Below are 14,744 nucleotides of genomic sequence, written 5' to 3' on the forward strand. Positions count from 1 at the left end.
CCCCACCACAGCTGCCGCGACACGCACCAGGGCTGGATATTCTCCATCCAGTTGAAGAATGTCTTTTCCCAGGTCTTGGGAACAATTTCGATCCGCCCGTCACGCACCGCCTGCATGGGCGCGACGGCCAGCTTTTCCGCATCGACATACCATTGGTCGGTCAGCCAGGGTTCGATCACCACGCCGCCGCGGTCGCCAAAGGGCGTCTGGATCGTGCGCGGCTCGGCGTCATGTTCGGCGCCATCCTTGTCGACGTGCGGGATCAGGAAGCCAAGCGCCTTCATCCGCTGCACGACCAGTTCGCGTGCGCCGTCGACGCCATCGCGCTTGAAGCGATGCAGGCCGAGATATTCGTCCGGGATCAGCCCGTCGGCGGTCTGGATCACATTCGCATCGCCGTCGAACATGTTCAGCATCTCGCCAGGCTTGAACCCTGCGCGCTTGCCGACCTCGAAGTCGTTGAAATCATGCCCCGGCGTGATCTTCACCGCGCCCGACCCGAGTTCGGGGTCGGCATGTTCGTCGGCAACGACCTTGAAGCGGCGCCCGGTGATCGGCTGGAGGATGTCCTTGCCGATCACGCTCTTGTAGCGCGCGTCGTCGGGATGCACCGCGACCGCCATGTCGGCGAGCATCGTTTCGGGGCGCGTCGTCGCGACCTCGATATAATCGCGTGCCCCCAAAGGATTATTGGCGTCGAGCGTGACGCCGTCGGCGAGCGGATATTTGAAGTGCCAGAAGCCGCCCTGCACCTCGTGCGTCTCGACCTCCAGGTCGGAGATCGCGGTCTTGAGCTTCGGGTCCCAGTTCACCAGCCTTTTGTCGCGGTAGATCAGGCCCTTCTTGTGGAGGTCGACGAACACCTTCACGACCGCGCGGGTGAAATGCGGGTCCATGGTGAACTGCTCGCGCGACCAGTCCATCGAGCAGCCGAGGCGGCGGAGCTGGCCGGTGATCTGGCCGCCGCTTTCCGCTTTCCACTGCCATACTTTCTCGACGAATTGCTCGCGGGTGTAGTTGGTGCGCTTGTCCTGCCGCTCCTCGAGCTGGCGTTCGACGACCATCTGCGTCGCGATGCCGGCATGGTCCATGCCGACGACCCACAGCGCATCCTTGCCGCGCAGCCGTTCGTAGCGGACGAGCACGTCCTGCAACGTATTGTCGAGCGCATGGCCGATGTGCAGCGCGCCGGTGACGTTCGGCGGCGGATTGACGATCGTGAACGGCTGCGCGTTCGGGCGCTCCGGGCGGAACAGTCCGCGGCTTTCCCAAGTCTGGGCCCATTTCGCCTCGATGGCGGCGGGATCGAAGGTTTTTTCCATCGGCATAGCGGGCGCCTTTGCCAGCCATGCTGCGGCGCGGCAAGGGGGAACCAACCTGCTTTTCGTCATGCTGGACTTGATCCGGCATCCCGCTTTGTGCGCTGGAAGGGAAAAGCGGGACCCCGGATCAAGTCCGGGGTGACGAGGAAAAGGAAGTCGGGGCTATTTCTTGAGATATGTCCCCAGCCAGTCGAACACGGTGCGGTGCCACTGGACGCTGTTCGCGCCCTTCAGCACCCAATGATTTTCATCGGGGAAGACGAGCAGTTGCGACGGAACGCCGTGGCGCTGGAGCGCGGTGAAGGCGGCGATCCCCTGCGTATAGGGAATGCGGAAATCCTTTTCGCTGGTGATCACCAGCATCGGGGTCTTCCACTTGTCGACATGGTTCACCGGGTTCCATTTTTCGAACTCCTCGGGAACCTCGAAATAAGCGCCGCCATGCTCCCATTCGTCGAACCACAACTCCTCGGTCTCATAGGCCATGGCGCGCGCGTCGAAGACGCCGTCATGCTGGACGAGGCATTTGAAGCCGTCGGTCCACTGACCCGCGATCCAGTTCATCATGTAACCGCCGTAGGAGGCGCCGAGCGCGCAGGCGTTGGCGATGTCGAGCTGCGCATCCTGCTTGCCCGCCGCGGCGAGGCCGAGTTTCAGATCCTGAAGCGGCTTGCCGCCCCAATCCTTGTTGATGCTGTCGGTGAAGGCCTGACCGTAGCCGGTCGAGCCGTGGAAATCGACGGTGACGACGCCATAACCCTGTTCGGCGAAAAGGCGCGGGTTCCAGCGCGTCGACCAGCTGTTGCCGAAACTGCCCTGCGGGCCGCCGTGGACGATGAAGGCGACCGGCAGCTTGGCGGTGGCCTTCGCGGGCTTCAGGATCATGCCCCAGACCTTGTCGCCGTTCGCGCCCGCGAACTGCATCCGGTCGATCTTGACCGGATCGAAGCTGGCGAGGGTCGCCGCATTGACGGCGGTAAGCTGCGTCACCTTGCCCTTCGCGTCGCGGGCATAGATGTCGGTCGGCAGCAACGCGGTATTGCGCGAATAGAGGAGTCCGCCGCCCGGCAGGACGCTGACGTCGCCGATGTTGCCGTCGAACGCCTCGGTCGACGCCTTGAGCCGCTCGACCTTGCCGGTCGTGGCGTCGACCTTGAACACCGGATTATCGAGCACGTCCTGTGCGGTGACGTAGAGCGACTTGCCGTCCGCCGCCCACGCGATCGATCCGACCGAGCGGTCCCAGGCGTCGGTCAGCTTCTTCGTCTCGCCATTTTCGAGGTTGCGGAGCATCAGCACCTGCCGGTCGGCTTCATAGCCGGGCCGCGCCATCGCGGCATAGGCGAGCCATTTGCCGTCGGGCGACGGGGCGGGCAGGGTGTCGGTCGCCTGATTGCTCTCGGTCAGGTTGACCGGCATCATCCGGCTGTCGACCAGCCAGCTATAGATATCGAGGTTGGTCGAGCGCGGCTCGTCGCGGTCGGCCTTGCGCATCGTGAAATAGACGGTGCGGCTGTCCGGCCCCCAGGCGAGTTCTTCACCGCCGCCAAAGGGCTTCGACGGGGTATCGCCGACCAGCCCTGCGGCGATCGGGCGCGCGACGCTCGCCTTGCCGTCCGCGAGGTTGAAGACGAAGGGGCGGCTGTGCGTGCCGGGCGTTTCCCATTGATCCCAATGGCGCACGAAACCCGCGCCGTCCTTGTAGAGGCGGCCGGTGCCCGGGCCGACGAGCGCGTCTTTATCCTTGGCGTCGCAGCCGAAATCGGTGCATTCCATCGGAATGTCGCCCCACGCGAGCAGCCGCTCGCCATTGGGCGAAATCTTGAAGCCCGCGACCTCGGCCTTGGTATCGGTGACCTGCGTCGCCGCGCCGCCCGCCTTGACGTCGATCCGCCAGACCTGATCGCTGCCCGATGCGTTCGAGAGGAAATAGAGGCTGCCGTCGGGCGCGAAGGCGGGCGAGGTCTCGTTCTTGCCCGGCGTATCGGCGATCTGGACCGGCTTGGCGTCCTTTGCCTTGCGGTCGACGAGCCAGAGGCCGGTCGAGCGCTTGTAGCTGTCGGGCGCGGTCTCGGTCATCTGGAACACGACCCAACGTCCGTCGGGCGACGCGGCCGGGGCGCCGACGCGCTTCAGCGTTGCCAGATCGACCTCGGTCATCGGCCGGGCAAGGGCGGGCGTGGCGGAAAGGGCGGCGGCGAGCGCGATGGCGCTGGGGATGAAATGGTTTCGCATGAAAGCGGTTTAGCCGTGCCGCGCGTGCGTTCAACCCCGTTCGTGGTGTTGGTCGAACATCAAGGGCGGCTTTGGGGGTAGGGAGGGGACATCCCCAACATTTGTCATTCCCGCGAAAGCGGGAACCCAGAGCGTGCGTCGGCTGACCTCACCCTGGGTTCCCGCTTTCGCGGGAATGACGAAGTGTTGAGACGCAGAATGTCCCTTATCGGCTGCTTTCAGACTCTCGTCATCCCGGACTTGATCCGGGATCCATTCTCTCAGCGCCAGATAAATGGATCCCGGATCAAGTCGGGGATGACGATGCAAGATAGGTCAGCTTCCACTCGTCAGCGAATGACCGCGCCGCCCTTCATTACACGGTCGATCGCTTCCAGCGCCGTGATGTCCTTCAGCGGATCGGCCTTGACCGCGACCATGTCGGCATAGCGCCCCGGCACGATGGCGCCGATGTCGGCGCGGCCCATTTCTTCCGACGCGCGGCCGGTGGCGGCCTGAATGGCCTGCATCGCCGTCATGCCATATTTGACCATGTTCGCGAATTGCCGTGCGTTGAGGCCGTGCGGATAGACGCCGGCGTCGGTGCCGTAACCGATCTTCACCCCCAGTTCGACCGCTCGCCTGAACGCCGCGCGCTGGGTGTCGGTGGTCTCGCGGTTCTTGCGGAGATATTCCTCGGGCCAGCCTTCCTTGGTCCCGATCTCGTCGATATAGGTGCCGTTGTAGATGTCCATGACCAGCCAGGTGCCGTGCGCTTTCGCCATCTGCAGCGCTTCCTCGTCGGCAAGGCTCGCATGTTCGATGCTGTCGACCCCGGCGCGGATCGCATTCTTGATCCCGACCGCACCATGGGCATGCGCGGTGACCCGCTTGCCGCGGGCGTGGGCGACCTTCACCACCGCGCGAAGCTGATCCTCGGTGAGTTCGGGCGCGCCGGGTTCGGTGCCGATCGCGAGCACGGCGCCGGTGGCGATCGTCTTGATGAAATCGGCGCCATGGTCGAGCAGATAGGCGGTCTTCTGCGCGGCTTCCTCCGGCGTCGCGGCGACGCCGAGGCGCATGTCGGGCGGAAGCTGGTCGTTCGGGACGACGCCGTTCACCTCGCCGCCGCCGCCCGGAATGGTGATATAGGCACCCGCGACCCACATGCGCGGCCCCGGCACGTCGCTGCGGTCGATCGCGTTGCGGAGCGCCACGTCGGTCAGCCCGCGATAGGTGCCGACGTCGCGCACGCTCGTGAAGCCGGCGTTGAGCGTCACCCGCGCGTTGCGCGCGCCGACGAGCGCAGTTTCGGCGGGCGAGGCCTTGATCGGCGCTGCGACGTCGGCGCTCTGTCCGACATCGGCGAGGTGGGTGTGGAGGTCGATCAGCCCCGGCAGCACCGTATAGGCCGACCAGTCGACGACCGTCGCCCCGGCGGGCGCCTTGCCGCACGGGCCGACCGCCCTGATATGCTCATCCTCGATCGTCACGCACTGGCCGGTGCGGACCTCGTTCGAGACACCGTCGATCAGCTGCCCGGTCTGAACATAGAGCGTTTCGGCCGAAGCAGGCGTGGCGGCAAGCGCCGCCGCTACCGCGATCAGAGCGACGCGCTGAAGGTGTCGCACTGTTTCGGATCCCCCGTTTCGAGGCCGCGGCGCAGCCAGGTCATGCGCTGCTCGCTCGTCCCGTGCGTGAAGCTTTCGGGCACCGGGCGCTGGCCCGCCGAGCGCATCAGCGTGTCGTCGCCGATCGCATTGGCGGCGCGCATCGCTTCCTCCATGTCGCCGGGCTCCATCACCTGCTGGCCGTCCTTGTTGCGCGCGCGGTTCGCCCAGACGCCGGCATAGCAATCGGCTTGCAACTCCATACGGACCTGCAACGCATTGCCCTGCGCCTGCGAGGCGCGCTGCTGGGCGTTGCGGACCTGATCGGAAATGCCGGTGATCGTCTGGATATGGTGGCCGACCTCGTGCGCGACGACATAGGCCTGCGCCGCGTCCCCGGCGGCGCGGAACTTGTTCTGGAGTTCGTCGAAGAATTCGGTGTCGAGATAGATGCGCTGGTCGGCCGGGCAATAGAAAGGCCCCATCGCCGACTGCGCGGCGCCGCAGCCCGACTCATTTTCTTCGCGAAAGAAGCGCAGACCCGGTTCCCGATAGCCGCTGATCTGGCTGCCCCAGAAACGGTTGGTCGAACTGAACACCTGACAGGCGAAGCGTTCGGCCTGCGTGTCGCACGCCGCTGCGCCGGCTTGCGTGCCGCTGCTGTCGGCCGCCGGATCGGCCGTGCTGCCGCCCGACCCCAGCATGTTCATGCCCGGCCCGAGCAGGAAGAAAGCGACGACGCCGAGCAGCAGGATCGTCCCGCACCCCATCTTGCGGCCGAGCAGCATCGGCAGCAGGCCGAACAGCAGGCCGCCCATGCCGCCGCCCCCGCCGCCGCCGAACCCGCCGCTTCCGCGCCCGAGATCCTGAATATCGTCGCCGGGATCATAATCGTCGAGGCGCATGGGGTCCCTCCCGCCGCTAAGTGTCTGTCCGGGGCGGATAGTGGCAGCAGCGGGGGGCAATTGGAAGGGGCTTCGCGTTCTGCGGGGACACAGAGCGGAGACTTGCAATCCGGTCTGTTGCGGTGCACAAAAGGCTCAGGGTGCCGAACGCAAAACTGAGGAATCGTTTCGAGTCCATGCCCCGCCGTGCTGCCCGCGCCGCTTTGCCGCTTCCCGATCTGGTCGTCCTCGTCCTGCAAGGCGGAGGCGCGCTCGGGGCGTTTCAGGCGGGTATCTATGAAGCGTTGATCGAACTCGGGATCGAGCTCGATTGGGTCGCGGGCATTTCGATCGGCGCGGTCAACGCCGCTATCATCGCGGGCAATCCGCGCGACGAAGCGGTCGGCCGGATGCGCGAGTTTTGGGAGGGCGTGTCGTCGGCGTTGCCCTCGCTGCCGACCGTCGACAACGATCTGATCCGCGAATGGGTGCATCTGGGCGCGGCGGCGCAGGTCGCGACCTTCGGCGTGCCCGGCTTTTTCGTCCCGCGCATCCCGCCGCCGATGTTCGCCGAGCGGCAGACGCCCGCCGCGGTCAGTTTCTACGATACCGCGCCGCTCGCCGCGACGCTCGACCGGCTGGTCGACTGGGAGCGGCTGAACCATGGCAAGGTGCGGCTGTCGGTCGGCGCGGTCGCGGTCGAGACGGGCAATTTTCGCTATTTCGACACGACAACCGACACGATCGACGCGCGCCATATCATGGCGTCGGGCGCGCTGCCGCCGGGTCTGCCGCCGATCGAGATCGACGGGATCTGGTATTGGGACGGCGGGCTCGTGTCGAACACCCCGCTCGAACATGTCGTCGAAGCCGGGCACGAGGATATGCTCGTCTTTCAGGTCGACCTTTTCCCCGCGCGCGGCGAGCGCCCGCACGATCTGGAGGAAGCCTGGTCGCGCGAGAAGGATATCCGCTTTTCCAGCCGCACGCGGCGTATTTCCGATGGGCTGGTGCGCCGGCGCAAGGAGCATCGGCTGATCGACCGGATGCTCGCCAAGCTGCCGCCCGAAGCCCGCGACCTGCCCGAGGTGAAAGCAGTCGAACGCATGATCGACGCCAAGGCGCTCAACGTCGTCCAGCTTATTCACCAGCCGCCCGCGTGGCAGACCGGCGTGCGCGATTTCGAATTTTCGCGCGCGACGATGGAGGCCAACTGGGCGCTCGGCCGCGCCGCGGTCGAGGCCGCGATGAAGGACGGCCACCTGCTCGCCGACAGTATCGCCGAAGGGCGCTCCGACAGCTTCGCCGTCCAGTCGGGCGATCTTCGCCCCAAGGCCGGCTGACCCTCTCCCCCACCTGAAAGGACTTATTCCATGCATCTCAAAGGCAAGACTGCGCTCGTCACCGGATCGACCTCGGGCATCGGGCTCGGCATCGCCAAGGCGTTCGCCGCCGCGGGCGCGAATATCGTCATCAACGGCTTCGGCGACGCCGACGCGATCGAGGCCGAGCGCTCGGCGCTGGCGGTGCTCAACGGCGGCAAGGCGGTCTATGACGGTGCCGACCTCACCAAGCCCGACGAGATCGAGGCGATGTTCCAGCGCGCCGACAAGGATCTGGGCGGGGTCGACATTCTCGTCAACAATGCGGGGATGCAGTTCGTGTCGCCGGTCGAGGATTTCCCGACCCAAAAATGGGACATGATCATCGCGCTCAACCTGACCGCCGCCTTCCACACGATCCGCCACGCGGTGCCGGGGATGCGCCAGAAGAAATGGGGGCGGATCATCGGCACCGCCTCGGCGCATTCGCTCGTCGCCTCGCCATTCAAATCGGCTTATGTCACCGCGAAGCACGGGCTCGCCGGGCTGACCAAGACCGTCGCGCTCGAAGTCGCAGAGGCGGGGATCACCGTCAACTGCATCAGCCCCGGCTATGTCTGGACGCCGCTGGTCGAGAATCAGATCCCCGACACGATGAAGGCGCGGCACATGACGCGCGAGCAGGTGATCAACGACGTGCTGCTCGCGGGCCAGCCGACCAAGGAGTTCGTCACCGTCGATCAGGTCGCGGCGCTCGCGGCTTTCCTGACGCGCGACGAGGCGGCGAACATCACCGGCGCCAACCTCAGCGTCGACGGGGGATGGACCGCGGCCTGACCTCCGCCGCAACGCAGCCTGCTTTGATTTTTCGTCACCCGGGATTTGATCCGGGATTATCCCTTTCCGACATATATGTTTTCTAACGAGAGCCTGGGGGAGCCAATTGGGAAGAAGGCCATGCCGGCCGTTTCATGAGATTCGCGCAGAGGCGCAGAGATCGCAGAGATTTTGGTTCGCGCGGAGCCGCGGAGCCGCGGAGAGGCAGGTTCGGGCCGACAGGCCCGCCCTTTTTGTCGGGGATGCGGCAGGCCGCGGCGTTGCAGGAAGAAAGCCGCTTTGCGGCAAGCCCCATCTCTCCGCGGCTCCGCGGCTCCGCGTGACCTTCCTCTCTTCCTCCCTGCGATCTCTGCGCGAATCCTATCTACGTCAACTTTTGCCGCGAAGCGGCCGCTTTACAGGTCTAGGGGGAATATAGGCCGACTCGTTTCAGGGTCCATGGCCTGCCGTTTCCTTCGGCGCAGCGCTTCACGAGAACTCGGGCCATGGATGCTGAAACAAGTTCAGCATGACGAAATGGAAGGCGGCCCGGTCCGTATCGAAACCCGCAAAGCGATCACGCGGCCTTGAGCATTATCCATCCGGCTCTTAAGGTTAACCGAACAGGGGGCAGGAGGACGATATGCGGGGTCGCATCCCAAAACTATCCATCGTGGCGCTGGGGCTTGCCCTCGGCGCTTGTCAGACGGTGCCGTCGGTGCCGCCGTCGTCGGCCGATGCGCCGGTCGCCGATCCGGCGGGAACGTGGCGCGCGACCGCGACCGCGCAGGACAAGCAGCGCATCCGGAACTGGTATTCGAGCTGGACCGCCGCGCTCGCCAGCGCGCGCGCCAAGGGCTATGGGGCGAGCGTCGAGCACGAAGGCGTGCTGCTTCAGCCCAACGCCGCGCTGCCCAACCCGCATCTGCCGCCGGGCGACTATCGCTGCCGCACGATCAAGGTCGGGACGCAGGGACGCGGGACGCTCGGCTATATCGCCTATGACTGGTTCCGCTGCCGCGTCGCGCCCGAACAGGGGCTGATGAGCCTGACCAAGCTCACCGGATCGCAGCGGCCGGTCGGGCTGATCTTTCCCGACAGCCTGACGCGGCAGGTCTTTCTGGGCACGCTGGTGCTCGGCGACGAGTCGATCGCGGTCAGCTATGGCAGCGACCGGATGCGCGACATGGCGGGGCTGGTCGAACGGATCGGCGACAATCGCTGGCGGCTGGTGCTTCCGTCGCCCGCTTATGAATCCTTGCTCGACGTGATCGAGCTCGTTCCGGCCGGCTGACAAAAAGGGGAAGATGATGATGCGGAGCTTGTGGATGGGCGTGGCCGCCCTCGCGATCGGCGCGCCCGCCGCGGCGCAGGATCTGGGCGCAGAGGTGCAGAAGCAGATGCCGTCGCTGATGACGATCTACAAGGATCTGCACGCCAACCCCGAACTCAGCTTCATGGAGGTCCGTTCCGCGGGCATCCTTGCCGCCGAGGCGCGCAAGCTCGGCTTCGCGGTCACCGAAAAGGTCGGCGGCACCGGCGTCGTCGCGGTGATGAAGAACGGCCCCGGCCCGGTCGTGCTGATCCGCGCCGACATGGACGGGCTGCCGGTGACCGAGCAGACGGGATGGCCCGGCGCGTCGAAGGTGCGGGTGACGACCAAGGAAGGCGTCGAGACCGGGGTGATGCACGCCTGCGGCCACGACACCCATATGACGAGCTGGATCGGCACCGCGCGGCTGATGGCCGCGAACAAGGATAAATGGTCGGGCACGCTGGTGATGATCGGCCAGCCCGCCGAGGAACGCGGCGCGGGCGCGCGGATGATGTTGGCGGACGGGCTCTATACGCGCTTTCCGCGCCCGCAATATGCGATCGCCTTTCACGACGCGGCGCAGTTTCCGGCGGGGATGATCGGCTATACGCCGGGCTATGCGCTGGCGAATGTCGACAGCGTCGATATTCTCGTGAAGGGGCTCGGCGGTCACGGCGCCTATCCGCAGGCGACCAAAGACCCGATCGTGCTCGCAAGCCGCATCGTGACCTCGCTCCAGACTTTGGTGTCGCGCGAGACGAGCCCGCTCGACAGCGCGGTGGTCACGGTCGGCAGCTTCCACGCCGGCGCCAAGCATAATATCATTCCCGACGAGGCGAAGCTGCAGCTGACGGTGCGCAGCTATACCGACGAGGTGCGCGCGAAGCTGCTCGACGGCATCGCGCGCGTCGCGAAGGGCGAGGCAATCGCGGCGGGCATCCCCGAAGACCGGATGCCGGTGGTGAGCGTCGAAAAGGAGGAATATACGCCAGCGACCTTCAACACCCCCGATTTCACCGAGGAGATGGCGGCGGGCCTCAAGGCGCGCTTCGGCGACCAGCGCGTCGTGCAGCTTCCGCCGGTGATGGGCGGCGAGGATTTCGGCCGCTTTTCGCGCGACGAAAATAAGGATATCAAGAGCCTGATCATCTGGGTCGGCGGCGTCCCGCAGGCCGAATTTGACGCGGCGAAGAAGGAAGGGCGGACGCTCCCCAGCCTCCACTCGCCCTTCTGGGCCCCCGATGCCCCCGCGGTCATCTCGACCGCGACCGAGGCGCTGACGTCGATGGCGATGAAGCTGATGGCGAAGGGGTAGGGGATCGGCCGACAATCGACATTCTGCGTCTTATAACTTCTCGTCATTCCCGCGAAAGCGGGAACCCAGAGCGTGAGTCAGCTGACCCCACACTGGGTTCCCGCTTTCGCGGGAATGACGAAGAAGGGGAGTGGCGCTTCCCACCCCAAAGAGGCATCGTCGTCAAATAGACCTTTCCTACATTGTCCCACTATGCCAGCTTTCATCAGGCTCTTTCATTTGGTGGGCAAAGGTGGTTGCGGCGCAGCTTGCGGGTGCGAACACGGCGAGGCGTATCGGACGCGTTCAGCACATCGTGAGGTTTAATCGGGAACGCAATAGGCTGAACTTCCCTGAACTTTGGATTATTCCGCACTGGCGCCGGCCGGACCCTCGACCCAAACCGCGATGACGAAAGAAGGCATGGGGAATCTTCATCCCCAACGTCCTGTTCGCTTGTCAGCGTTGCGGGCTCAGTCCGGCCAGCCACCGCACGATCTCGCTCTCCAGCCGGATGCGCGCGTCGGACCAGCTATGGTCGGTCGCGACGTGCAGCGTCTTGAGCTTCGTGCCGCCCTCCGCCTTGATCGCGTCGCTCAGCGCATCGCTCATCGCCGCGAAGCCGTCGTCGGAGGTCAGCACGAACAAATGGGTATCGCGAAGCTGCGGCGCGGCCTTGACGAAGTCGAAGCGGTCCTTGTTGGCGATGATCTCGTCCGCCATGATGTCGGGGCTGGTGCCCGCGAGCGCTTCGAGGCCGTTGGCGCGGAGCAGCGCCGCGGCCGACGCGCGCGGCACCCCGGCGAGCGCGCCCATATTGCCCGACGAGATCATCGCGGCGCCGAGCAGCGCCTTGTCGTGCGCCGCGGTCAGCGCGGTCACCCAGCCGCCCATGCTGTGCCCGATGACGACCAGCCGCGCGGGGTCGATCCGGAGCTTCGCGGCATTGGCGGGATCGCGCGCAAAGGCGAGCACCGCGTCGGTGTCATCGAGGTTGCCCGCGAGACGATAGTCGCCCGGACTGCCCCACGATCCGCGATAGTTGAAGGTGATCACCGTCCACCCCGCGCGGCGGATCGCCTGCGCGAGGTCCAGATTCTTCTCGAGCCCCGGCAGCCCGTGGCAGAGGATGACGGTGGGGTGCGGCCCGGCGCCCGCGGCGACATAGACGACGCCGTTGATCTCCACTCCGCCGGTCGGGATATGGACGACCTCCATCGCCGCCGGATGATTCTTGTCGCGCGCGGGATCGGTGTAGATCGCGGCCGGAATGTCCGGTGCCTGTGCCTGTGCCTGCGCGGCGAAGGGCAGGGCGGCCAGCGCGGCCGCGGCAAGCAGATGTCGCATTCTATTATTCTCCCTTGAAAGCGGCGAAGCTGCCGCCGCGTCCGGCGCCTTCGGTGAAGCGTCGGGCGCCCGCCGCCGCGCCTTCGCGCAGCGGCGCGACCCCGGCATGGGCTTCGTGCGCCAGCGCCCCCTCGATATCGAAATCCCACTGGCGATAGGCGCTGAGGCGGTCGCTGTTCATGCAGATTTGCGGGAAGGCGGCGATCTGTTTCGCGAGCTCGATCGCGGCGGGCAGCGCGGTTCCGTCGGCAACGACGCGGTCGGCGAGGCCGATGTGCAGCGCTTCGTCGGCGGCGACGGGGCGGCCGGTCAAGATCATGTCCATCGCGCGGCCCTGTCCGACGATACGCGGCAGGCGGACGGTGCCGCCGTCGATCAGCGGCACGCCCCAGCGGCGGCAATAGACGCCGAACACCGCGCTCGCTGCAGCGACGCGCATGTCGCACCACAGCGCGAGTTCGAGCCCGCCTGCGACCGCATGACCCTCGACCGCCGCGATCACCGGCTTGTCGAGCAGCATTCGCGTCGGGCCCATCGGGCCGGGACCGTCGGGGTCGTAGCGCGTCGTGCCGACCGCGTCGAGGTCGAAGCCTGCGCAGAAATACCCCGCGCTGCCGGTCAGGATCGCGACACGCGCGTGCGTATCGTTCGCGAAGGCGGCGAAGGCTTCGCGCAGGGCGATTGCGGTCGCGGGATCGACGGCGCCCCGTTTTTCGGGGCGGTCGATGGTGACGATCGTCACCGGGCCGTCGCGGTCGACCAACACTGTCATGATTCGCTCCCCGGCTCGATCATCCGATGCCTTTCCGGGCTAACATGACAGGCGGGGCGAGGGCAAAGGGTTGAAACGACCCGCGCCCCACCCTAGATCATCGACATGCGGGCCGGGCCCCTCTGGCGTCGGCGGAAATATTTTCCGCCACGTGATGTCGGACCGCATCGGGTGACACCGATGCTTGCGGCCCATCTCTCCCCTCAATCCCGGGTCGTGGTGTCGGCGTCACCTGCTTGATTTCATCAATCAGGAGGCCCTTATGACGTTCAATTCCCGATTTTACCGGCTGACCGAATGGCACCGCCGCATCGACGATGCGCTGCGCCGCGAAAACCGCCGCCGCGGCGCCGATCCGTTCCGGCTGCTGCGACTGAAGGCTGCGAAGCTCGCGATCCGCAAACGGCTCGCGAGCCTGTCGCGCCAGCCTGCGCTCGCGCTTTAGTTCAACAGGATAAGCGACCGATGGCGCTGCCCCTCAGGGGCGGCGTCCTTGGCGCGTGCCAGGGATGATCATCATGGAATTTCTGTTCGCCGACTGGCTGGGAACCCCGGCCTGGTTCTGGCTGGCCTTCCTCGCCCTCGTCGCGGCGCTGACCGCCTTCGACCTCGGTATCCTCAACCGCGAAAACAGGGAGATGGGGATCGGCGAGAGCCTGAAGCTCTCGCTGCTCTATATCGGCATCGCGCTGGCGTTCGGCGCGTGGATCTGGGCCGAGAAGGGCGGCGAGGCCGGCCTGCAATATTATACCGGCTTCTTCATTGAGAAGGCGCTGTCGATCGACAATATCTTCGTCATCTCGTTGATCTTCGCGACCTTTGCGATCCCGCCGCGCTACCAGTATCGCGCTCTGCTCTGGGGCATCGTCGCGGTGATCGTGCTGCGCGGGATCATGATCGCGGGCGGCGCGGCGCTGGTCACCGAATATGGCTGGCTGCTCTATGTCTTCGCAGCTTTCCTGATCTTCACCGGCGTGAAGATGCTGTTCGCTGGCGACAAACCGATGGACGTTGCGGGCAATCCGGTGGTCAAATGGCTCTCGCGCCATATCCCGATCACGCACGAACTGCATGGCGAGAAATTCTTCGTGCGCGTGCCCGATACGAAGACCGGCAAGCTGGCGCTCGCCGCGACGCCGCTGTTTCTCGCGCTCGTCGTGATCAACCTCGCCGACCTGGTGTTCGCGGTCGACAGCGTGCCCGCGATCTTCGCGATCACGACCGACACCTTCATCGTCTATACGTCGAACATCATGGCGATCCTCGGCCTGCGCGCGCTCTATTTCGCGCTCGCGGCGATGGTGCATCGCTTCCACTATCTCAAATATGCGCTGGCGCTGGTGCTCGTCTTCATCGGATCGAAGATCTTCGTCGCCGATTTCCTGCTCGGCGGCGGCAAATTCCCGCCGCTCGTCAGCCTTGGCGTGACGGTGGCGCTGATCGCGGGCGGGGTGATCTGGTCGCTGGTGAAGACAAAGGCCGAGGAACCCGCCTAGACCGCCATCAGCAGGATATCGTCGTCGCGCGGCGCGGCCGCCTCGAACGAGGGGAGCGGCTCGAACTCCTCTTCCTCGAGCGCGGCCGCGCCGAGTCCGTCGAGCTTGAAATGGCCGAGTCGGCGTTGGTCGTCGGACCGCCAGTTCTTGTCGAGATTGAGGGCGCTGACGAACAGCGCGCCGTGGCGCTCGAACAACTGATGTGGGGCAAGCGTCATGCGCGTCCCGTTGTAGAGCGCCGTGATCCGGCGGCGGCGGGCGATCGCTTCCATCAGCGTCAGCCGGTTGTCATTCATCGCGAAATAGCCTCGGGGAGGTTCGGGGGAATTTGTGCGTTGCAGCATAATGCATC

Annotated in this window: 13 protein-coding genes; 6 read left to right on the forward strand and 7 right to left on the reverse strand. The window is 65.7% G+C overall.

From position 1 onward, the window contains the following. The 4 genes from VHO04_RS13675 to ypfJ all read right to left on the reverse strand — a co-directional run. Positions 1-1,328 (reverse strand): class I tRNA ligase family protein (locus VHO04_RS13675; RefSeq protein ID WP_329628800.1); only part of this gene is annotated, 1,328 nt, incomplete at its 3' end. Positions 1,329-1,484: 156 nt separating this feature from the next. Then, positions 1,485-3,557: a S9 family peptidase gene (locus tag VHO04_RS13680; RefSeq protein ID WP_329628801.1), complete on the reverse strand. Its 2,073-nt coding sequence runs from the start codon at positions 3,555-3,557 to the stop codon at positions 1,485-1,487. Between the two features lie 329 nt (positions 3,558-3,886). After that, the gene (locus VHO04_RS13685) at positions 3,887-5,167 is read right to left on the reverse strand and encodes an amidohydrolase family protein (RefSeq protein WP_329628802.1); all 1,281 of its coding nucleotides are present in this window, start codon (positions 5,165-5,167) and stop codon (positions 3,887-3,889) included. Next, positions 5,140-6,051 (reverse strand): KPN_02809 family neutral zinc metallopeptidase, encoded by a 912-nt coding sequence (gene ypfJ, locus VHO04_RS13690; RefSeq protein ID WP_329628803.1) that lies wholly within the window; start codon positions 6,049-6,051, stop codon positions 5,140-5,142. The genes VHO04_RS13685 and ypfJ overlap by 28 nt, the downstream gene beginning before the upstream one ends. 176 nt (positions 6,052-6,227) lie before the next feature. Between ypfJ and VHO04_RS13695 the strand changes: the two genes are divergently transcribed. The 4 genes from VHO04_RS13695 (at position 6,228) to VHO04_RS13710 (ending at position 10,798) form a co-directional block, all read left to right on the forward strand. After that, positions 6,228-7,373 (forward strand): patatin-like phospholipase family protein, encoded by a 1,146-nt coding sequence (locus VHO04_RS13695; RefSeq protein WP_329628804.1) that lies wholly within the window; start codon positions 6,228-6,230, stop codon positions 7,371-7,373. Between the two features lie 30 nt (positions 7,374-7,403). Beyond that, positions 7,404-8,189 (forward strand): 3-hydroxybutyrate dehydrogenase, encoded by a 786-nt coding sequence (locus VHO04_RS13700; protein ID WP_329628805.1) that lies wholly within the window; start codon positions 7,404-7,406, stop codon positions 8,187-8,189. 622 nt (positions 8,190-8,811) lie between these two features. Beyond that, entirely contained in the window at positions 8,812-9,462 is a 651-nt protein-coding gene (locus tag VHO04_RS13705; RefSeq protein WP_297661926.1) for a DUF4893 domain-containing protein, read from the forward strand. Positions 9,463-9,496: 34 nt separating this feature from the next. Beyond that, positions 9,497-10,798, forward strand: coding sequence for an amidohydrolase (locus VHO04_RS13710; RefSeq protein WP_329628806.1), 1,302 nt, complete (start codon positions 9,497-9,499; stop codon positions 10,796-10,798). A gap of 438 nt (positions 10,799-11,236) precedes the next feature. Here VHO04_RS13710 and VHO04_RS13715 read toward each other — a convergent pair whose 3' ends face one another. Continuing rightward, a complete protein-coding gene (locus tag VHO04_RS13715) occupies positions 11,237-12,124 on the reverse strand; it encodes an alpha/beta hydrolase family protein (protein ID WP_329628807.1) in 888 nt (295 codons plus the stop codon). A gap of 4 nt (positions 12,125-12,128) precedes the next feature. Continuing rightward, complete coding sequence (locus VHO04_RS13720; RefSeq protein ID WP_329628808.1) at positions 12,129-12,896, reverse strand: crotonase/enoyl-CoA hydratase family protein; 768 nt, start codon at positions 12,894-12,896, stop codon at positions 12,129-12,131. Between the two features lie 262 nt (positions 12,897-13,158). Here VHO04_RS13720 and VHO04_RS13725 point away from each other — a divergent pair, with 262 nt between their 5' ends. Then, positions 13,159-13,341: a DUF465 domain-containing protein gene (locus VHO04_RS13725; protein WP_329628809.1), complete on the forward strand. Its 183-nt coding sequence runs from the start codon at positions 13,159-13,161 to the stop codon at positions 13,339-13,341. 73 nt (positions 13,342-13,414) lie between these two features. Next, entirely contained in the window at positions 13,415-14,392 is a 978-nt protein-coding gene (locus VHO04_RS13730) for a TerC family protein (protein ID WP_329628810.1), read from the forward strand. Here the strand turns inward: VHO04_RS13730 and VHO04_RS13735 are convergent. After that, complete coding sequence (locus VHO04_RS13735; RefSeq protein WP_329628811.1) at positions 14,389-14,688, reverse strand: WYL domain-containing protein; 300 nt, start codon at positions 14,686-14,688, stop codon at positions 14,389-14,391. The genes VHO04_RS13730 and VHO04_RS13735 overlap by 4 nt on opposite strands. Positions 14,689-14,744 lie beyond the last annotated feature (56 nt).

The sequence above is a fragment of the Sphingopyxis sp. genome (genome assembly GCF_036261875.1).
GTDB lineage: Bacteria > Pseudomonadota > Alphaproteobacteria > Sphingomonadales > Sphingomonadaceae > Sphingopyxis.

Excerpts from the sequence above, each read along its gene's own strand:
- VHO04_RS13700 (WP_329628805.1), top strand. The coding sequence starts at position 7,404 with ATGCATCTCAAAGGCAAGACTGCGCTCGTCACCGGATCGACCTCGGGC.
- ypfJ (WP_329628803.1), bottom strand. The coding sequence starts at position 6,051 with ATGCGCCTCGACGATTATGATCCCGGCGACGATATTCAGGATCTCGGG.
- VHO04_RS13710 (WP_329628806.1), top strand. The coding sequence starts at position 9,497 with ATGGGCGTGGCCGCCCTCGCGATCGGCGCGCCCGCCGCGGCGCAGGAT.
- VHO04_RS13715 (WP_329628807.1), bottom strand. The coding sequence starts at position 12,124 with ATGCGACATCTGCTTGCCGCGGCCGCGCTGGCCGCCCTGCCCTTCGCC.
- VHO04_RS13680 (WP_329628801.1), bottom strand. The coding sequence starts at position 3,557 with ATGCGAAACCATTTCATCCCCAGCGCCATCGCGCTCGCCGCCGCCCTT.
- VHO04_RS13720 (WP_329628808.1), bottom strand. The coding sequence starts at position 12,896 with ATGACAGTGTTGGTCGACCGCGACGGCCCGGTGACGATCGTCACCATC.
- VHO04_RS13695 (WP_329628804.1), top strand. The coding sequence starts at position 6,228 with ATGCCCCGCCGTGCTGCCCGCGCCGCTTTGCCGCTTCCCGATCTGGTC.
- VHO04_RS13725 (WP_329628809.1), top strand. The coding sequence starts at position 13,159 with ATGACGTTCAATTCCCGATTTTACCGGCTGACCGAATGGCACCGCCGC.
- VHO04_RS13730 (WP_329628810.1), top strand. The coding sequence starts at position 13,415 with ATGGAATTTCTGTTCGCCGACTGGCTGGGAACCCCGGCCTGGTTCTGG.
- VHO04_RS13705 (WP_297661926.1), top strand. The coding sequence starts at position 8,812 with ATGCGGGGTCGCATCCCAAAACTATCCATCGTGGCGCTGGGGCTTGCC.
- VHO04_RS13735 (WP_329628811.1), bottom strand. The coding sequence starts at position 14,688 with ATGAATGACAACCGGCTGACGCTGATGGAAGCGATCGCCCGCCGCCGC.